11 protein-coding genes are annotated in these 15,140 nt (G+C 73.5%); 5 read left to right on the top strand and 6 right to left on the bottom strand.

Annotated features, from left to right (window positions below):
• Nucleotides 1-235: 235 nt before the first annotated feature.
• Nucleotides 236-445 carry a DUF4236 domain-containing protein gene (locus ABZ801_RS18860; protein ID WP_344956301.1) on the bottom strand — a complete coding sequence of 70 codons (210 nt, stop codon included), beginning with the start codon at nucleotides 443-445 and terminating at the stop codon, nucleotides 236-238.
• Between the two features lie 281 nt (nucleotides 446-726).
• Here ABZ801_RS18860 and ABZ801_RS18855 point away from each other — a divergent pair, with 281 nt between their 5' ends.
• Nucleotides 727-2,652: a Xaa-Pro dipeptidyl-peptidase gene (locus tag ABZ801_RS18855; protein WP_360699194.1), complete on the top strand. Its 1,926-nt coding sequence runs from the start codon at nucleotides 727-729 to the stop codon at nucleotides 2,650-2,652.
• 57 nt (nucleotides 2,653-2,709) lie between these two features.
• Here ABZ801_RS18855 and ABZ801_RS18850 read toward each other — a convergent pair whose 3' ends face one another.
• Both ABZ801_RS18850 and ABZ801_RS18845 read right to left on the bottom strand, forming a co-directional pair.
• Nucleotides 2,710-4,158: an aldehyde dehydrogenase family protein gene (locus ABZ801_RS18850; protein WP_360699192.1), complete on the bottom strand. Its 1,449-nt coding sequence runs from the start codon at nucleotides 4,156-4,158 to the stop codon at nucleotides 2,710-2,712.
• Between the two features lie 56 nt (nucleotides 4,159-4,214).
• On the bottom strand, nucleotides 4,215-4,739 hold the full coding sequence (locus ABZ801_RS18845) for a nuclear transport factor 2 family protein (protein ID WP_360699190.1): 525 nt from the start codon (nucleotides 4,737-4,739) through the stop codon (nucleotides 4,215-4,217).
• Nucleotides 4,740-4,901: 162 nt separating this feature from the next.
• Here ABZ801_RS18845 and ABZ801_RS18840 point away from each other — a divergent pair, with 162 nt between their 5' ends.
• The gene (locus ABZ801_RS18840; RefSeq protein WP_360699188.1) at nucleotides 4,902-6,308 is read left to right on the top strand and encodes a sulfatase-like hydrolase/transferase; all 1,407 of its coding nucleotides are present in this window, start codon (nucleotides 4,902-4,904) and stop codon (nucleotides 6,306-6,308) included.
• A 76-nt stretch (nucleotides 6,309-6,384) separates the two neighbouring features.
• Here the strand turns inward: ABZ801_RS18840 and ABZ801_RS18835 are convergent, their stop codons facing one another.
• Nucleotides 6,385-8,784: an ATP-binding domain-containing protein gene (locus ABZ801_RS18835; protein WP_360699186.1), complete on the bottom strand. Its 2,400-nt coding sequence runs from the start codon at nucleotides 8,782-8,784 to the stop codon at nucleotides 6,385-6,387.
• Between the two features lie 411 nt (nucleotides 8,785-9,195).
• Between ABZ801_RS18835 and ABZ801_RS18830 the strand changes: the two genes are divergently transcribed.
• On the top strand, nucleotides 9,196-10,425 hold the full coding sequence (locus ABZ801_RS18830) for a PAS domain-containing sensor histidine kinase (RefSeq protein WP_360699184.1): 1,230 nt from the start codon (nucleotides 9,196-9,198) through the stop codon (nucleotides 10,423-10,425).
• 848 nt (nucleotides 10,426-11,273) lie between these two features.
• Entirely contained in the window at nucleotides 11,274-12,962 is a 1,689-nt protein-coding gene (locus tag ABZ801_RS18825; RefSeq protein ID WP_360699182.1) for an alkaline phosphatase D family protein, read from the top strand.
• Between the two features lie 91 nt (nucleotides 12,963-13,053).
• Here the strand turns inward: ABZ801_RS18825 and ABZ801_RS18820 are convergent, their stop codons facing one another.
• The gene (locus tag ABZ801_RS18820) at nucleotides 13,054-14,145 is read right to left on the bottom strand and encodes an ATP-dependent DNA ligase (RefSeq protein WP_360699180.1); all 1,092 of its coding nucleotides are present in this window, start codon (nucleotides 14,143-14,145) and stop codon (nucleotides 13,054-13,056) included.
• A gap of 73 nt (nucleotides 14,146-14,218) precedes the next feature.
• On the opposite strand from ABZ801_RS18820, the gene ABZ801_RS18815 reads away from it, so the two are divergent.
• The gene (locus ABZ801_RS18815; RefSeq protein WP_360699178.1) at nucleotides 14,219-14,350 is read left to right on the top strand and encodes a hypothetical protein; all 132 of its coding nucleotides are present in this window, start codon (nucleotides 14,219-14,221) and stop codon (nucleotides 14,348-14,350) included.
• Here the strand turns inward: ABZ801_RS18815 and ABZ801_RS18810 are convergent.
• A complete protein-coding gene (locus tag ABZ801_RS18810; RefSeq protein ID WP_360699176.1) occupies nucleotides 14,332-15,117 on the bottom strand; it encodes a pyrimidine reductase family protein in 786 nt (261 codons plus the stop codon). The two genes, ABZ801_RS18815 and ABZ801_RS18810, sit on opposite strands and share 19 nt — an antisense overlap.
• Nucleotides 15,118-15,140 lie beyond the last annotated feature (23 nt).

Below are 15,140 nucleotides of genomic sequence, written 5' to 3'. Positions count from 1 at the left end.
GCCAGGCGTTCGGCCGTGAGGTGGAACGTCGGCTCGGCGACAGGCGTACCCGCCCAACTACCCGAAGATGCCCGGCGAGCCCAAGCGCGTGCAGCCCGGCAAGGACACCGACCTGCGCTCCTGACCGGCCGGCCCGCGCCCCGGGCACACGGCCAGGCGGAACCTTACTGTGTCAAGGCGTCGGGCTCGAATGCCGTGCGCGGGGCGTCATGCTCGCCGGGTGATGTGGCCTGGGTCAGTGGCGGCGGGTGCGGGGACGGCGGCGGGAGAGGGGGCGGCGCCAGTACAGGCCGGTGCCGGGGATGCGGAAGGTCATCTCCCGGCGGCCGTGGGCGGTGCGGGTGTAGCGGACGCCCCGGCCGCCGACGCTGTGGCCGACGCCGGACCGTGACAGGTTGATCCGGAAGGGGCCGATCCTGAGGGACTTGCGGTAGCCCCAGCCCATCGTTTCCTCCTGTGCTCGTGCCGGCTGGTGACGGCGCCCGGCATGCCCGCCGCGGCCGTGGCCACACGCGCGGGCGCCCAACGGACGGGACGTAAGGGGCATTGCGGACATCGTTCGGGGCGCAAGGGCAAGTGCTGACCAAAACCGGTCGCGGTTCCTGCGCCGCCGATCTTTACCTGGCTCCGCCCACGGTGTTGCCTGTGCCTCCGTAACGATCAAACAGAACCCGGAGGTGCGGGTTGCCCAGGAGATCCCTGAGACGAACCCGACGGACCATCGCGGTGACGCTGGCGACCGGCGTCGTGCTGGCCGGCGCGGGCGGCGTGGCCGACGCGCGGGCCGCCGTCCCCAAGATCGTGGTGAAGGACGGCGTGACCCAGCCGGTCTTCTCCTACGCCGACGCGATCCGCGAGCACGTGTACGTCGAGTCCCCCCTCGACAGCGACCGCGACGGCAGGCGCGACCGCGTCAACGTGGACATCATCCGGCCCAAGGAGACCCAGCGGGGCCTCAAGGTGCCGGTGATCATGGACGCCAGCCCGTACTACGACAACTCGGGGCGCGGCAACGAGAGCGAGCGCAAGGTCTACGACGCGGCGGGGAACCCGGTGAAGTTCCCGCTGTTCTACGACAACTACTTCGTGCCGCGCGGGTACGCGTTCCTGGCCGTCGACATGATCGGCACCACCAAGTCGGACGGCTGCCCGACCAGCGGCGGGGCGCCCGACGTGCTCGGCGTCAAGGCCGTCGTCGACTGGCTGAACGGCCGGGCCAAGGCCTACACGGCGGACGGCGCCCCGGTGCAGGCGTCGTGGACGACCGGCCGCACCGGCATGATCGGCAAGTCGTACGACGGCACGCTGGCCAACGGCGTCGCCGCCACGGGCGTGCGGGGCCTGGAGACGATCGTCCCGATCTCGGCGATCAGCGGCTGGTACAACTACAGCCGCATGAACGGCGTCAAGTACTGGGAGGACGAGCAGCCCTGGCTCGCCGACTACGTCGACACCGACCCGCCGGAGAAGTGCGCCGCCGTCCGCGCCGAGCTGGACGCGGGCGAGGACGACGCGACGGGGAACTACAACGCCTACTGGGCCGAGTCGAACTACCGCGACGGCACCGTGGGCGACGTGCGGAACGTGCGGGCCAGCGTGTTCGCCTACCACGGCGTCAACGACCTGAACGTCAAGACCGACCACTTCGCCAAGTGGTGGGCGGGCCTGGCCGAGCGCGGCGTGACGCGCAAGGTGTGGCTGTCGCAGCGCGGGCACGTCGACCCGTTCGACACCCGCCGCGAGCAGTGGGTCGCCACGCTGCACAAGTGGTTCGACCACGAGCTGCACAAGATCGGCAATGATGTGCTGCGGGAGCCGCGCGCCGACATCGAGATCGGTCCCGACCAGTGGATCACCCAGGCGGACTGGCCGGCGCCGGCGGCGCGCACGCTGACGCTGCGTCCCGGTGCCGACGGCACCCTCGGCCTCAAGCCCGCCGCCAAGGGCGCCACCGGCACGTTCACCGACGCGGCCGGGCCGAACGGCGCGGGTCACCCGGAGGGCGACCTGGTGTCCGACCCGACCGCGGCCAAGCCGTACCGGCTGTCGTTCGTGTCGGCGCCGCTGCCGCGCAGCGCGCGGCTGTCCGGCACGCCCACCGCGAACCTCAAGGTGAAGCTGGACGGGCCGACCGCCAACCTCACCGCGCTGCTGGTGGACTACGGCACGGACACGCGCGTCGACTACCTCGGCCGCGGCGAGGGCATCGAGACGCTGACCACCGAGAGCTGCCACGGCGAGAGCACCGCCGCCGACGACGCCTGCTACCGGCAGACCCGCACCAGGACGGTCACGTCGGAGGTGAACGTGGTGGCGCGCGGCTGGCTGGACGCCCAGAACCGCGCCTCGCTCAGCAAACCGGCCCCGCTGACCCCGGGCAGGTACTACGGGGTGCGCTGGGAGACGCTCGCCCAGGAGTACGTCCTCAAGAAGGGCCACCGGCTCGCCCTGGTCATCGCGGGCACCGACGCCGACTACAACACCGAGACGCCCACCGGCGCCCAGGTGACCGTCGACCTGGCGGGCAGCTCGGTCGGCGTCCCCGTCCTGCTCGGCGAGGAGGAGCTGTCCACGCTGGTCGCCCCGGAGACGGGCACCTGGCGCGGACCGTCCGACGTGGTGCTGCCCAAGCAGCCCAAGCGGCTCTACTGACCGTGTGACACGGGCTCCCGGCGCGTCACCGGCGCGCCGGGAGCCCGCCGTCCCGGCTCAGAACTCGAACAGGCCCGCCTTCTCGCGCGTGTAGGCGAGCAGGGAGTCGTTGCCGTAGCCGCTGTCCTTGGTCCCCTCCAGCGGGAACAGCACCTTGCGGAAGGTGTTGACCCACACGGTGCCGGCCTCCAGGGCGCGGAACATGCGGTGCGCGGTGCCGAGGTCGCGCGTCCAGACGCCCGCGGCCAGGCCGTAGGACGAGTCGTTGGCGATGGCGACGGCCTCCTCCTCGGTGTCGAAGGGGATGGCCACCGCGACGGGGCCGAAGATCTCCTCCTGGCAGACGCGCAGCCCGTTGTCGGTGCTGGCGAACAGGGTCGGCTCCACCCAGTAGCCCCCGGCGAGGCGCTCCTCGACCAGCTCGGCGCCGGACCGTCCGCCGAACACCAGCTCGGCGCCCTCCTTGACGCCGATCTCCAGGTAGGAGGTGACGCGCTCGTACTGTTCGCGGGAGACGATCGGCCCCATGGTGGTGTCGGGGGACAGGGGGTCGCCGAGGCGGATGCCCGCGGCGACGGCCCGCATCCGCTCGATCATCTCGTCGTACACGGGCCGCTGGATCAGCACGCGGGAGCCGCCGTAGCAGATCTGCCCGGCGTTCGCGGTGAAGATCGCCTGCGTGGTGACGCCCGGCGCGGCCCTGTCCAGGTCGGCGTCGGCGAACACGATGTTGGGGGACTTGCCGCCGAGCTCCAGGGCCAGCGGCTTGAGCGCGTCCGCCGACGCCCGGGTGATGATCTTCGCGGTGTCCACCGAGCCGGTCAGGCTGATCTTGTCGACGCCCCGGCTGCGCACCAGCGGGTCGCCGACCTCCTCGCCGAGGCCGGAGACGATGTTGAGCACGCCGGGCGGCAGCACCTCGCGCAGCAGCTCGCCGACGCGCAGGGACGAGACGGCGGCCTGCTCGGCGGGCTTGATGATGACGGTGTTGCCCGCCGCCAGCGCCCACGCGGCCTTGGCCGACAGCGTGGAGATGGGCGAGTTCCACGGGATGATGCCCAGCGTCACCCCGTACGGCTCGCGGCGCGTCAGGCCCTGCACGCCGGGGCCGAAGTCGACGCCGCGTCCCTCGGCGGCCCGGGCGCACTCGGCGGCGGCGTTGTTCCACAGGTACGTCATGCCGGGCAGGTCGCGTCCGGCGGTCTCGCTGATGATCCGGCCGTTGTCGCGGGTCTCCAGCTCGGCCAGCTCCCGGGCGGCGTCGGCGAAGACCTTGGCGACCTTGCGCAGGTAGGCGGCGCGGGCGGCGGCGGGCAGCGCCGACCACGCGGGGAAGGCGGCGCGGGCGGCGGCCACGGCCGCCTCGGCGTCGGCGGCGCGGCCGCGGGGGACCCGCGCCCAGACCTCGCCGGTCGCAGGGTCCACCGAGTCCAGCGTGCCGCCGTCGGCGGCGGGGCGCAGCTCGCCGCCGATCAGGTTGGAGTACTCCCGCAGCTGCTTGGTCATCGCCGTCCCTTCCCGGATCCGTCCCCGGCTCGTCGCTTGACCAAGCGTATGCTTGGTTACGTGTCCGAGGGAAGGGTGGCCGCCATCAGCGCCCGCAGGGCGGGATCGGGACGCGGCGGCTCCCCGGTCGTCCAGGTGACGTGCAGCGCCATGCGCCGGAACCGCCACCCGTCCGGCGTGCGCACCGCCTCGGCCTCGTAGTGCCCGCCGGAGACGAACAGGCCGCGCTCGGGCTCGCGATGGTGGTGGGTGTGGACGGCGTCCCAGCGCACCCGGGCCCGGTCGCCGTCCAGCTCGATCAGCGGCACCCCCGCCAGGTGCTGGGTCGCGCCGAACGCGTCCATGATCCTGTTCTGGATCGCCGGCGCGCCGGCCAGGCCCGCGAACGAGCCGGGCGGGAAGTCGAACCGCACGTCCTCGGTGAACGACGCCCGCGCCCACGCCTCGTCGAAGGGCCGTCCCGCCGGGTCCCGCTGCCGCTCGTCGATCGCGGCGAACCCCCGGACGACCAGTTCGGTGATCTCGGCGCGGTCGGCCAGCTCCCGCACCCGCCTGTCCAGCTCTGCGATCTCGTTGCTCATGCCGTCGACGCTAGGGGCGTGCCCGGAGCCGCGGCATCTGTCGGTCGACCGGGGTCGCGCCGCCCCGCATCGGTCGGTGATCGACCCGACATTGCGGGCGATGATCCCAATTCCCTACTATTCGACCAAACTTAATCGAAATAGTAGGGAATGGTGGTCCGGGTGGCGGCGGAGCGGATCGGCAGACGGGGCGTCACGGCGGCGCTCGGGACGGTGGCGGCGGGCACCGTCGCCGGGACGGTGCTGGGCGAGGGCGGCGCGCGGGCGGACGCGGACGAGCGGCCCTTCCGCGCCGACCCGCGCGCCGCGGGCACCGGACGGCCGAACTTCCTGATCATCATCGGCGACGACCTGGGCTGGGCCGACCTGGGCTGCTACGGGGCGCCGCGGATCCGCACGCCCCACCTGGACCGGCTCGCCCGGGAGGGCGTGCGGTTCACCGACGCCTACTCGGCCGCCGCCGTCTGCTCGCCCACCCGGTTCGCCCTCTACACCGGCCGCTATCCGGGACGGCTGCGCGGCGGGCTGGAGGAGCCGATCGCCCGGCCCGACGAGCTGCACGGCATCCCGCCCGGCCACCCCACCCTCGCCTCGCTGCTGCGCGGCGCCGGGTACGCCACCGCCATGTTCGGCAAGTGGCACTGCGGCTTCCTGCCCTGGTACAGCCCCCTCAAGTCGGGCTGGGACACCTTCTTCGGCAACCTGTCCGGCGCCGTCGACTACTACTCCAAGATCTCCAGCACCGGGGCCGACCTGTACGAGGGGGAGGTCCCGGCCGAGTCCCTGGAGTACTACACCGACGTCATCGCCGACCGCGCCGCCGGCTTCGTCCGCGACCACCGGGACCGGCCGTGGCTGCTCAACCTCAACTTCACCGCGCCGCACTGGCCGTGGGAGGCGCCCGGCGACCGCGCCGTAAGCGCCGAGATCACCGCCCGGGTGAAGGCGGGCGACGGACGGGCGCTCCGGCACGCCGACGGCGGCTCGCTCGCCACCTACACCAAGATGGTGGAGGCCCTGGACGCCGCCGTCGGCCGGGTGCTGCGGGCGCTGCGCGACAGCGGCCGGGAACGCGACACGTTCGTGTTGTTCACCAGCGACAACGGCGGGGAGCGGTGGTCGTACCAGTGGCCGCTGTCGGGCGCCAAGGGCGGGCTGAACGAGGGCGGCATCCGGGTGCCGAACATCCTGCGCTGGCCCGCCCGCATCCGCCCCCGCCAGGTCAGCCACGTCCCGGTGATCACACACGACTGGACGGCGACGATCCTGGAGGCCGCCGGGATCCGGCCCGCCGCGAGCCACCCGCTGGACGGGCACAGCCTCGTTCCCTACCTGCTCAAGGGCGCGCGGCCGCCCGAACGCGACCTGTTCTGGCGGACGCGCGCCGAGGGCGCGGTGCGCCGCGGCCGGTGGAAGTACCTGCGCCGCCAGGACGGCGAGACGCTGCACGACCTGACCGCCGACCCGCGCGAGCAGGCCGACCTCGCCGCAAGGCATCCCGACGTCCTGCGGGCCCTGCGCGGCCGCTGGCAGGAGATCGACAAGGAACTGCTGCCGTACGAGGGGTGAGCGGCGCGTCCGCGGCGTGCGCCGGTGCGGCGGGCACGCCGCGGACGCGGGTCCCGGCGGGAGCCCGGGGGAGAGCTCAGCGGGACGCCAGCCGCGCCAGCATCGGCGGCAGGTCGCCGTCGTGCACCACGGTCAGCCGCCGGGTCGCCCGGGTGATCGCCACGTACAGGTCCTGGCCGCCGCGCGGCGACTGCGCCACGATCCCCGCCGGGTCCACGACGACCACCGCGTCGAACTCCAGGCCCTTGGCCTCCTCGCAGGTCAGCACGACCACGGGGGAGTCCAGCGCCTCCGGCGTCGCCCCCGCGGGCGCGTCCGGCAGCGCCGCCCGCGCGACGGCGTGCCGCGCCGCCGAGGTGATCACCGCGAGCCGTCCCTCGGTGCCGGCGGCGATCTCGCCGAGCTCCGCCTCCACCAGCGCCCGCAGCCGCGTCGCCGTCTCCTCACCGGGGACGCGGACGGCGACCGGCGGCGGGCCGTCGTCGCGGACCGCCCGCGGCGCCGTCTGGTCGGGCGCCACCGCCGCCAGCACGTCCTCGGCCACCCGCATGATCACCGCCGGGGTGCGGTAGTTGACCAGCAGCCGCTGCTCCCGCCAGCCGTCGGTGACGTACCGGTCGAGCATCTGGCCCCACGAGCGCGCGCCCGCCGGGCTGCCGGTCTGCGCGATGTCGCCCACCACCGTCAGGGACCGCGTCGGGATCCGGCGCATCACCGTCCGCCAGGCCATCTCCGACAGCTCCTGCGCCTCGTCCACGATCACGTGCCCGTAGACCCAGGTGCGGTCGGCGGCGGCCCGCTCGGCGGTGGTCCGCGGCGGCCCGTCGTCGTGGTGCCGGCCGGCCAGCAGGCCCGCGTCCAGGCCCTCGACCTCCGTCAGCCCGGTCACCTGGATCACCTCCCGCGCGTACAGCTCCTCCTCGGCGCGTTCGGCCGCGGCGGCGCGGGCGCGGGCCCGGCCCGCCCGGTCGTCCTCGCCGAGCAGCTCGGCCGCCTCGTCCAGCAGCGGCACGTCCGAGATCGTCCACGGGCCGCCCGGCGGGCGCACCAGCAGGTCGCACTCGGCCTCCTCCAGGCCCGCCGCCGCCCCGGCCCTGCCGACCGCCTCCCGGTCGGCGAACAGCTCCTCCAGCAGGCGGCCCGGCGTCAGCTCCGGCCACAGCCCGTCCAGCGCCGCCCGCACCGCCGGGTCGTGCCACAGCGCCTCCTTGGCCAGCCGCAGGTCCGCCTCGTCCAGCAGCGGCTCGTCGGCGCTCTCGGCGATCAGCTCCTGGAGCCATTCGGGCAGGCCCCCGTCGCGCGCCATCTGCTCCAGGGGCTCGTCGGTCATGCGGTCGTACTGCTCGGCGCGGTTCAGCGCGAGCGCCTCCAGCATCTCGTGCACGAACAGCCTGCGCTGCACGTTGTGCGGGGCGCGCAGCGCGCGGGCACGGTCGCGGACACGCAGGCACGTCTCGTGGTCGACGCGCAGCGTCAGCCCGTCCGACTCCACCTCCAGGTCGCCGTCGGGAACGCGCTGGCGGTCCCGTACGGCGGCCTCCACCAGGCCCGCCATCCGCAGCCCGCCCTTGAGCACGGCGACCTCGGGCGTCTCGGCGGCGGTGGCGCGCACCCCGGGGAACAGCTCGCCGACCGTCGCCAGCGCCACGTCCGTCTCGCCGAGCCCCGGCAGCACCTGCTCGATGTACCGCAGGAACGTGGCGTTCGGCCCCACCACCAGCACGCCCCGCCGCTCCAGCACGTCCCGGTGGGTGTAGAGCAGGTACGCGGCGCGGTGCAGCGCGGCGACCGTCTTGCCGGTGCCCGGGCCGCCCTGGACGACCAGGATCCCCGGCAGGCCCGCGCGGATCACCTGGTCCTGCTCCTCCTGGATGGTGGCGACCACGTCGCTCATCCGGCCCGTGCGGCCGCGGCGCAGCGTGGCCAGCAGCGCCGCCTCGCCGACCAGGGTGCTCCGGTCGTCCTCGCTGAGCCCGTCCAGGTCGAACACCTCGTCGTCGATGCCCACCACCGTGCGGCCGCGCAGGTGCAGGTGACGGCGGCGGGCCAGCGTGCCGGGCGAGCCCGGCGTCGCGGTGTAGAAGGGACGCGCCGCGGGGGCGCGCCAGTCGATCAGGAGCGGCTCGCGGTTCTCGTCGCGCAGCCCGATCCGGCCGATGTAGAACGTGTCGCCCGGTTCGCCGTCCCCGTCCGGGCGGTGGTCGACGCGGCCGAAGCACAGCCCGCGCTCCACCGCGTTGAGCCGGGACAGCCGGCGGGCCCGCTCCCCGGCGACGACCGTCCGCTCCACCTGCGCCGAGAACGCGCTGCCGCCGCCCTCGCCCGGCCCGGCCCGCAGCGCCGCCTCGGCCTCGGCGCGCTCCTCGTCGAGCCTGTCGTACACCCGCGTCACGTACTCCTGCTCGGCCCGCACGGCGGCGTGCCGCACGTCCTCGTCCGCACCGTCCCCCGATTTCTCGCGCCCGGGGGTTGACACGGCTTGAGGGGTTGCGTCTTGACGGGTAGCCATGGAGCCGGTACACTCCTATTCATAGGATTGGTGTGTTGTGTCTGCCATGCGCAGCAGACCCTATCATCCAATCCGTATTCCGTCCTCTCTTTCTTTCCCGCCACCCCGCCGGCCCTTCTCGCGGGCTCCGATCGTCTGGAGCGCCGCAGGCCCGCGCGGCCGCGGCAGAGCTCGGGGCGAGGCCGCACCGGCCTGATGGTCGGGCCGTCCGTGTCGCCACAGGTGGATACGCCCTGGTCAGGGGCCTTCGGTGTCGCAATAGTGTGTTTTGGGTCACCCGGATCGGGGGATCGTGCTTTCCGGGAAACCCGGGGTCAGGCGGTCGTCCGCGGACTGCGGAGCCGCCTGCCGTCGCCCTCAAGGACCCGGAGCCGTGCGATGGCGGAGATAGATTTCGCGCAGGTGTTCGAGGCGTCCCCGGTCGCCGCGGCGGTGCTGTCGCCCGACCTGGAGTACGTCGTGGTGAACCGCGCCTACGAGCGAATGCTGGGACGCAGCCGCGACCAGCTGATCGGCCGGCGCATCCTCGAGCTGTTCCCCGGCGGGCCCGCGGGCCACGGCTGCGCGGAACTGCGGGCCTCGCTGGACCGGGTGGTGGCCGACGGCGAGGTCGACGTCATGGCGCTGCAGCGCTACGACGTGGAGGTCCCCGGACGGCCGGGGACGTTCGAGGAGCGCTACTGGAACGCCGTCAACGCCCCGATACAGGACCCGGACGGAAAGGTCGTCGGCGTCATCATCCGGCTGGAGGAGGTCACCGCCTTCGTCGATCAGCTTCGGCGGGCCAGTGAGCCCGGTACCGGCTCGCCCGCCGAGCGCAGGGGGCTGGTCGAGGCCGAGATATTCGCGCGGGCCCGCGAACTCCAGCAGATCAACCAGCGGCTGCGCCATGCCCGGGCCAAGGAACGCCAGACCGCCGACAGGCTGCGGCAGGCGGTGGAGCAGCAGCGCCAGGCCATCAGCGACACCTCCCACGATCTGCGTGCACCGATCACCGGCCTGCTGACCCGGCTGGAGGAGGCCTTCTCCGACCCGGAGGCCGATCTGCGCCAGATCCTGCACGCGGTGCGTCACGACGCCGAGCGGCTCGGCGGCATCGTCTCCGACCTGCTGGAACTCGCCCAGCTCGACGCGGGCGTGCCGGTCTCGACCCAGCCGGTCGACCTGGCCGGTGTGGTCCAGGCCGAGCTGGCCCTGCGCAGGCCCGCCTTCGCCATCACCACCCGGCTGGCACCGGGCGTCGTCGTGGACGGCTCGCCCATCCGCCTGGCCCGCCTGCTGAGCAACCTGATGACCAACGCCGAACGCCACGCCCGCAGCAGGATCGAGGTGTCGGTCACCACCGAGGGCGACCGGGCCGTCCTGGAGGTCGTCGACGACGGAACCGGAATCCCGCCCGGCGAACGCGAAAAGGTCTTCGACCGCTTCTACCGCCGCCGCGACGCCCGCGACCGCGACCCGTCGGGCACGGGTCTGGGCCTGCCGATCGCCCGCCAGATCGCCCAGGCCCACGGCGGCACGCTGGGAATGGCCGAGGATCCCAGCTGCGGAACCCGCATGGTCCTCTCCCTGCCACTGCACGCGTCACCGGAGCACATCGGCGGCTGACACTGCGCACGGGAAGAACGCGGGGAAGCCGCTCCCTGGTCACCTCGCCGTACCGTGCCTTGGCCGACGCCGACCGCGCCGCCGGGCCCACCGCAGGCCCAGCCGGATGATCTCGACGGTGACCGCCACGACGAGGACCAGGAAGGCGACGGGGAACGCTGGAGAGCACGGGAGGGACATGGCCGGAGGAGACAGGGCGGCCGTGGCCGCGTCCAGCACCTGGAGGGACCCTGACGGGATCCGGCTGCCGGCCGGCGAGGTCCACGCGTGGCGTCCCGGGACGAACCAGACGGTGTGCGGGCTGGCGCTCAGTCGCACACGACTGCTCCGGTTCCCGCACGTCACCTGGGAGGACGTCCAACCCGAATCAGGGGGCTCGGCGGACCGCGTGCGGCGCGTCTGCCCCCGCTGTGGCGCGGCGATGGGGCGCCGACCCGGTCAGCGCCGCTGGACTCGCCCGTCCCCTCGCCCCTGACCGGCACCGGCAGGCCAGTCCGGGCGACGGCAGCCGGAGATGGCCGGTGGGTGAGGTGGACGGGAAAGCCGCTGGGCCGACGCGATCACATTGCGTCACGAGGGGAGTACTTGGTGTTCGTGAGGGTATCCCGATGCGGGGGTGATCAGCCGGCTCACGTGGTCTGACGTGCGTTCTGGTGCGGGAATGGGGGCGTTCTCGGGGCGGTGGCGAGCGGATCGCGGACGCGGTGCGGCGCCGCCGGGATTCTCATGGCGGACGTGAATCGATCGTTCTTGTTGGGTGGGCCGTCACCCCTCTACAACCCCCCGGCCATCGGCCGTGGTGAAGCTGTCCGCCGATTGATGTCGGACATCTCCCGAAAGGGCACCTCATGGCCGCTGCCGCGCACCCGCTCAACCGGAGATCCTTCCTCGTCACCGCGGGGGTGGCCGTCGGCACCGCCGCGGCGCTGCCCGCGATCGCCGGACCGGCGGAGGCCGCCGCGCGGCGGCGTCCCGGGAAGCTGACCACCGACCCGTTCACCCTGGGCGTCGCCTCGGGCGACCCCGACCACGACGGCTTCGTGCTGTGGACGCGGCTGGCCCTGGAGCCGCTGGCCGAGGACGGCCTCGGCGGCATGCCGGCGCTGAACGTTCCGGTGGAGTGGCAGGTCGCCTCCGACCCGCGGTTCCGCAAGATCGAACGGCGGGGCGTCGCCATCGCGCGGCCCGAGTCGGCGCACAGCGTGCACGTCGAGCTGAACGGCCTCAGGCCCGACCGCGACTACTGGTACCGGTTCCGCGCCGCCGGGTACGTCTCGCCGGTCGGACGGGCCCGCACCGCGCCGCGCCCCGACGCCTTCGGGCCCGCGCTGGCCATGGCGTTCGTGTCGTGCTCGCAGTACGAGCACGGCTACTTCACCGCCTACGGGCGGCTGGCCGAGGAGCACCCCGACCTGGTCCTGCACCTGGGCGACTACCAGTACGAGTACCGGGCGGACGTCTACACCGTCCCCGGCGGCAACGTCCGCGACCACGAGGGGCCCGAGACCGTCACGCTGGCGAACTACCGGCAGCGGCACGCCCAGTACAAGTCCGACCCCGACCTGCAGGCCGCGCACGCCGCCGCCCCGTGGCTGGTGGTGTTCGACGACCACGAGGTCGAGAACAACTGGGCCGGACCGGTGCCCGAGGCCGGCTCCGACACGCCCGACCCCGACGAGTTCATGCGGCGGCGCGCCGCGGCGTTCCAGGCGTACTACGAGAACATGCCGCTGCGCCGCGCGTCGGTGCCGAACGGCCCGAACATCCAGATCTACCGGCGCGTCCGGTGGGGCCGCCTGGCCAACTTCCACATGCTCGACACCCGGCAGTTCCGCGACGACCAGGCCTGCGGCGACGGCTACAAGGAGTGCGCCGCCGCGTCCGACACGTCCCGGTCGATCACCGGGCCCCGGCAGGAGCGGTGGCTGCTCGACGGGTTCCGCCGCTCCACCGCGCGCTGGGACGTCATCGGCCAGCAGGTGTTCTTCGCCCAGCGCGACAACAACGCCGGCCCGGCCAAGGTGACCAGCATGGACGCCTGGGACGGCTACGTTGCCTCCCGCGGCCGCATCACCCGGGGCTGGATCGACGCCAAGGTGCGCAACCCCGTCGTGCTCACCGGCGACGTGCACGCCCACTGGGCCAGCGAGCTGAAGGTCGACTACGACGACCCCGCCTCGAAGACGGTCGGGGCCGAGCTGGTCTGCTCGTCGATCACCAGCGGCGGGGACGGCGCCGACTCCGACCCGGCCGCCCACCCCTTCCTGAAGATCAACCCGCACCTGAAGTTCTACAACAACCAGCGCGGCTACGTGATGACGCGCATCGGCAAGGACGAGCTGCGCGCCGACTTCAAGACGGTGCCGACCGTGCGGACCCGCGACGCCCAGGCCTCCACCAAGGCGACCTTCGTCATCGAGGACCGCGTCCCCGGCCTGAACCAGACCTACCTGCGCCCGTACGTCAGCGGCATGGAGGCGCGTGCCAAGCGCGACCTGGTCGAGGAGACGGTGCGCAACGAGACCCAGCGCCCGTAACCCCTTCCAGGGGGCGCCCCCTGAGGAGCAGGGCGAGGAGTGGTGTGCCCAAGCTTCACTGTGGGCACACCGCTCCCGGCGTCCGGGGACGTCACCCGTCGGCGCGGGGCGCGTCGGCCCCTCCGCTGAGGATGTTGTCCAGGTCGTAGGCGACGGGGATCTCCAGCTGCTCGTAGGTGCACGAGCCGGGGGTGCGGTCGGTGCGCCAGCGGCGGAAGCGGGCGGTGTGGCGGAACCGGTCGCCCTCCATGCCGTCGTAGGCGACCTCCACCACCAGCTCCGGACGCAGCGCCACCCAGGACAGGTCCTTCTTGCCGGTCCAGCGGGAGACCGCGCCGGGCATGCGGTCGACCGTCGCCTCGGTCTGCCGGGCCCAGCCCTCCCACGGGTGGCCGGACAGGTCGGTCATCCGGTACGGCTCCAGCTCGTGCACGAGCTCGGCCCGGCGCTTCATCGGGAAGGAGGCCGACACGCCGACGTGCTGCAGCGCCCCCCGGTCGTTGTAGAGGCCGAGCAGGAGCGACCCGACGATCGGCCCGGACTTGTGCCAGCGGAAGCCCGCCACCACGCAGTCCGCGGTCCGCTCGTGCTTGATCTTGAACATGGCGCGCTTGTCGGGCTGGTAGGTGATGTCGACGGGCTTGGCGATCACGCCGTCGAGCCCGGCGCCCTCGAACTCGTCGAACCAGCGCAGCGCCAGGTCGTAGGAGTCGGAGGCGGGCGTGACGTGGATGCTCGGCCCGGCGCCGGCCAGGGCCTCCACCAGGCGCCGGCGCCGCTCGCCCAGCGGCGTCTCCAGCAGCGACTCGTCGCCGAGCGCCAGCAGGTCGAAGGCGACGAACGAGGCCGGGGTCTGCTCGGCCAGCAGGTTGATGCGCGAGGCGGCCGGGTGGATGCGCTGCTGCAGGGCGTCGAAGTCCAGCCGCGTGCCGCGGCGCATGACGATCTCGCCGTCCACCACGCAGCGTTCGGGCAGCTCCCGCCGCACCGCCTCGACCAGCTCGGGGAAGTAGCGGGTCAGCGGCCGCTCGCCGCGGCTGGACAGTTCCACCTCGTCGCCGTCGCGGAACACCACGCAGCGGAAGCCGTCCCATTTGGGCTCGTACAGCAGATCGCCCTTGGGCATGGTCTTGACGGCCTTGGCGAGCATCGGCGACAGGGGCGGGCTGATGGGCAGGTCCATGCCCCCATCTTGGCCTTGAGCTGTGACAAAACAGGGAAACGGACCGGAAAGCCTTCGCGCTGACCTGCCGGTCATGCGCCACCTGCCGCGCGAGCCCGCCGCGCCGCCCGCCCCGATCGTGGTGGTCAGCCGCTCGGCGCCGCCCACCACACGCCGCTGCGAGGACGAGGGCGTGTCGTTCCTGCGCTACCTCCGGCGGACGTAGCGCAGGAACAGGAAGTCCTCGTCGTCCTGGTAGGCCGCGGCCAGGCGCAGCCGGGGCGGGACGGGCACCGCCGGGCCGTTGAGGATCCGGAAGGCGCCGCCCGACAGCAGCATGGGGCTGACCGTCAGGCACATCTCGTCCAGCACCCCGGTCGCCACGACCTGCGCCAGCACCCGCGGGCCGCCCTCGCACAGCAGCCGCTCGTGGCCGCGCGCCACCAGCTCGGCGACGGCGGCGGCGAAGTCGAGCCGGTCCTCGCCCGCGACGATCACCTCGGCGCGTTCGGCGGCGGCGCGCACGCGCCCCGGCGGCGCGGTGCGCGTCGTCAGCAGGATGGTGCGGGCCGCCGGGTCGGCGTCGGTGAAGACGGGGGCGTCCAGGTCCAGGTCGAGACGGCGCGACACGATCGCCAGCGGCGGCACGGGGGGACGGTCGGCGCGCAGCTTCTCCCAGCCGCCGGGGCCGGGGCGGACCGGCCCGTAGCCCTCGGCGCGGACCGTGCCCGCGCCGACGATCACCACGTCGGCCAGGCCGCGCAGCAGGGACAGCAGCCTGCGGTCGGTCTCGTTGCCGAGCCCGCCGGCGCGGTCGTCGCGGGCGGCCGCGCCGTCCACGCTGGCGATCATGTTGGCCCGCAGCCAGGGCCCGCCCGGGGGATAGGCGTAGGCGTCGGCCAGCCGGACCGGGTCACCGGCGGCCGCGAGGGGGCGCAACGCCAGATCGGCGTCGGTCGTCTGCTCCACGTCGTTCTGAGGGGACTCGTGCATAGCCCGAGGCTACGCGGGGCCGC

Source organism: Actinomadura sp. NPDC047616 (genome assembly GCF_040642915.1).
Classification (GTDB): Bacteria; Actinomycetota; Actinomycetes; order Streptosporangiales; family Streptosporangiaceae; genus Spirillospora; species Spirillospora miaoliensis.
The sequence above is the reverse complement of the archived record's forward strand: the minus strand, read 5'-3'. Positions and strand labels throughout refer to the sequence as shown.

Bases quoted from the DNA above. Each gene is read 5' to 3' on its own strand.
- ABZ801_RS18860 (WP_344956301.1), bottom strand. From the start codon at position 445: ATGGGCTGGGGCTACCGCAAGTCCCTCAGGATCGGCCCCTTCCGGATC.
- ABZ801_RS18850 (WP_360699192.1), bottom strand. From the start codon at position 4,158: ATGACCAAGCAGCTGCGGGAGTACTCCAACCTGATCGGCGGCGAGCTG.
- ABZ801_RS18845 (WP_360699190.1), bottom strand. From the start codon at position 4,739: ATGAGCAACGAGATCGCAGAGCTGGACAGGCGGGTGCGGGAGCTGGCC.
- ABZ801_RS18830 (WP_360699184.1), top strand. From the start codon at position 9,196: ATGGCGGAGATAGATTTCGCGCAGGTGTTCGAGGCGTCCCCGGTCGCC.
- ABZ801_RS18825 (WP_360699182.1), top strand. From the start codon at position 11,274: ATGGCCGCTGCCGCGCACCCGCTCAACCGGAGATCCTTCCTCGTCACC.
- ABZ801_RS18820 (WP_360699180.1), bottom strand. From the start codon at position 14,145: ATGGACCTGCCCATCAGCCCGCCCCTGTCGCCGATGCTCGCCAAGGCC.
- ABZ801_RS18815 (WP_360699178.1), top strand. From the start codon at position 14,219: ATGCGCCACCTGCCGCGCGAGCCCGCCGCGCCGCCCGCCCCGATCGTG.
- ABZ801_RS18810 (WP_360699176.1), bottom strand. From the start codon at position 15,117: ATGCACGAGTCCCCTCAGAACGACGTGGAGCAGACGACCGACGCCGAT.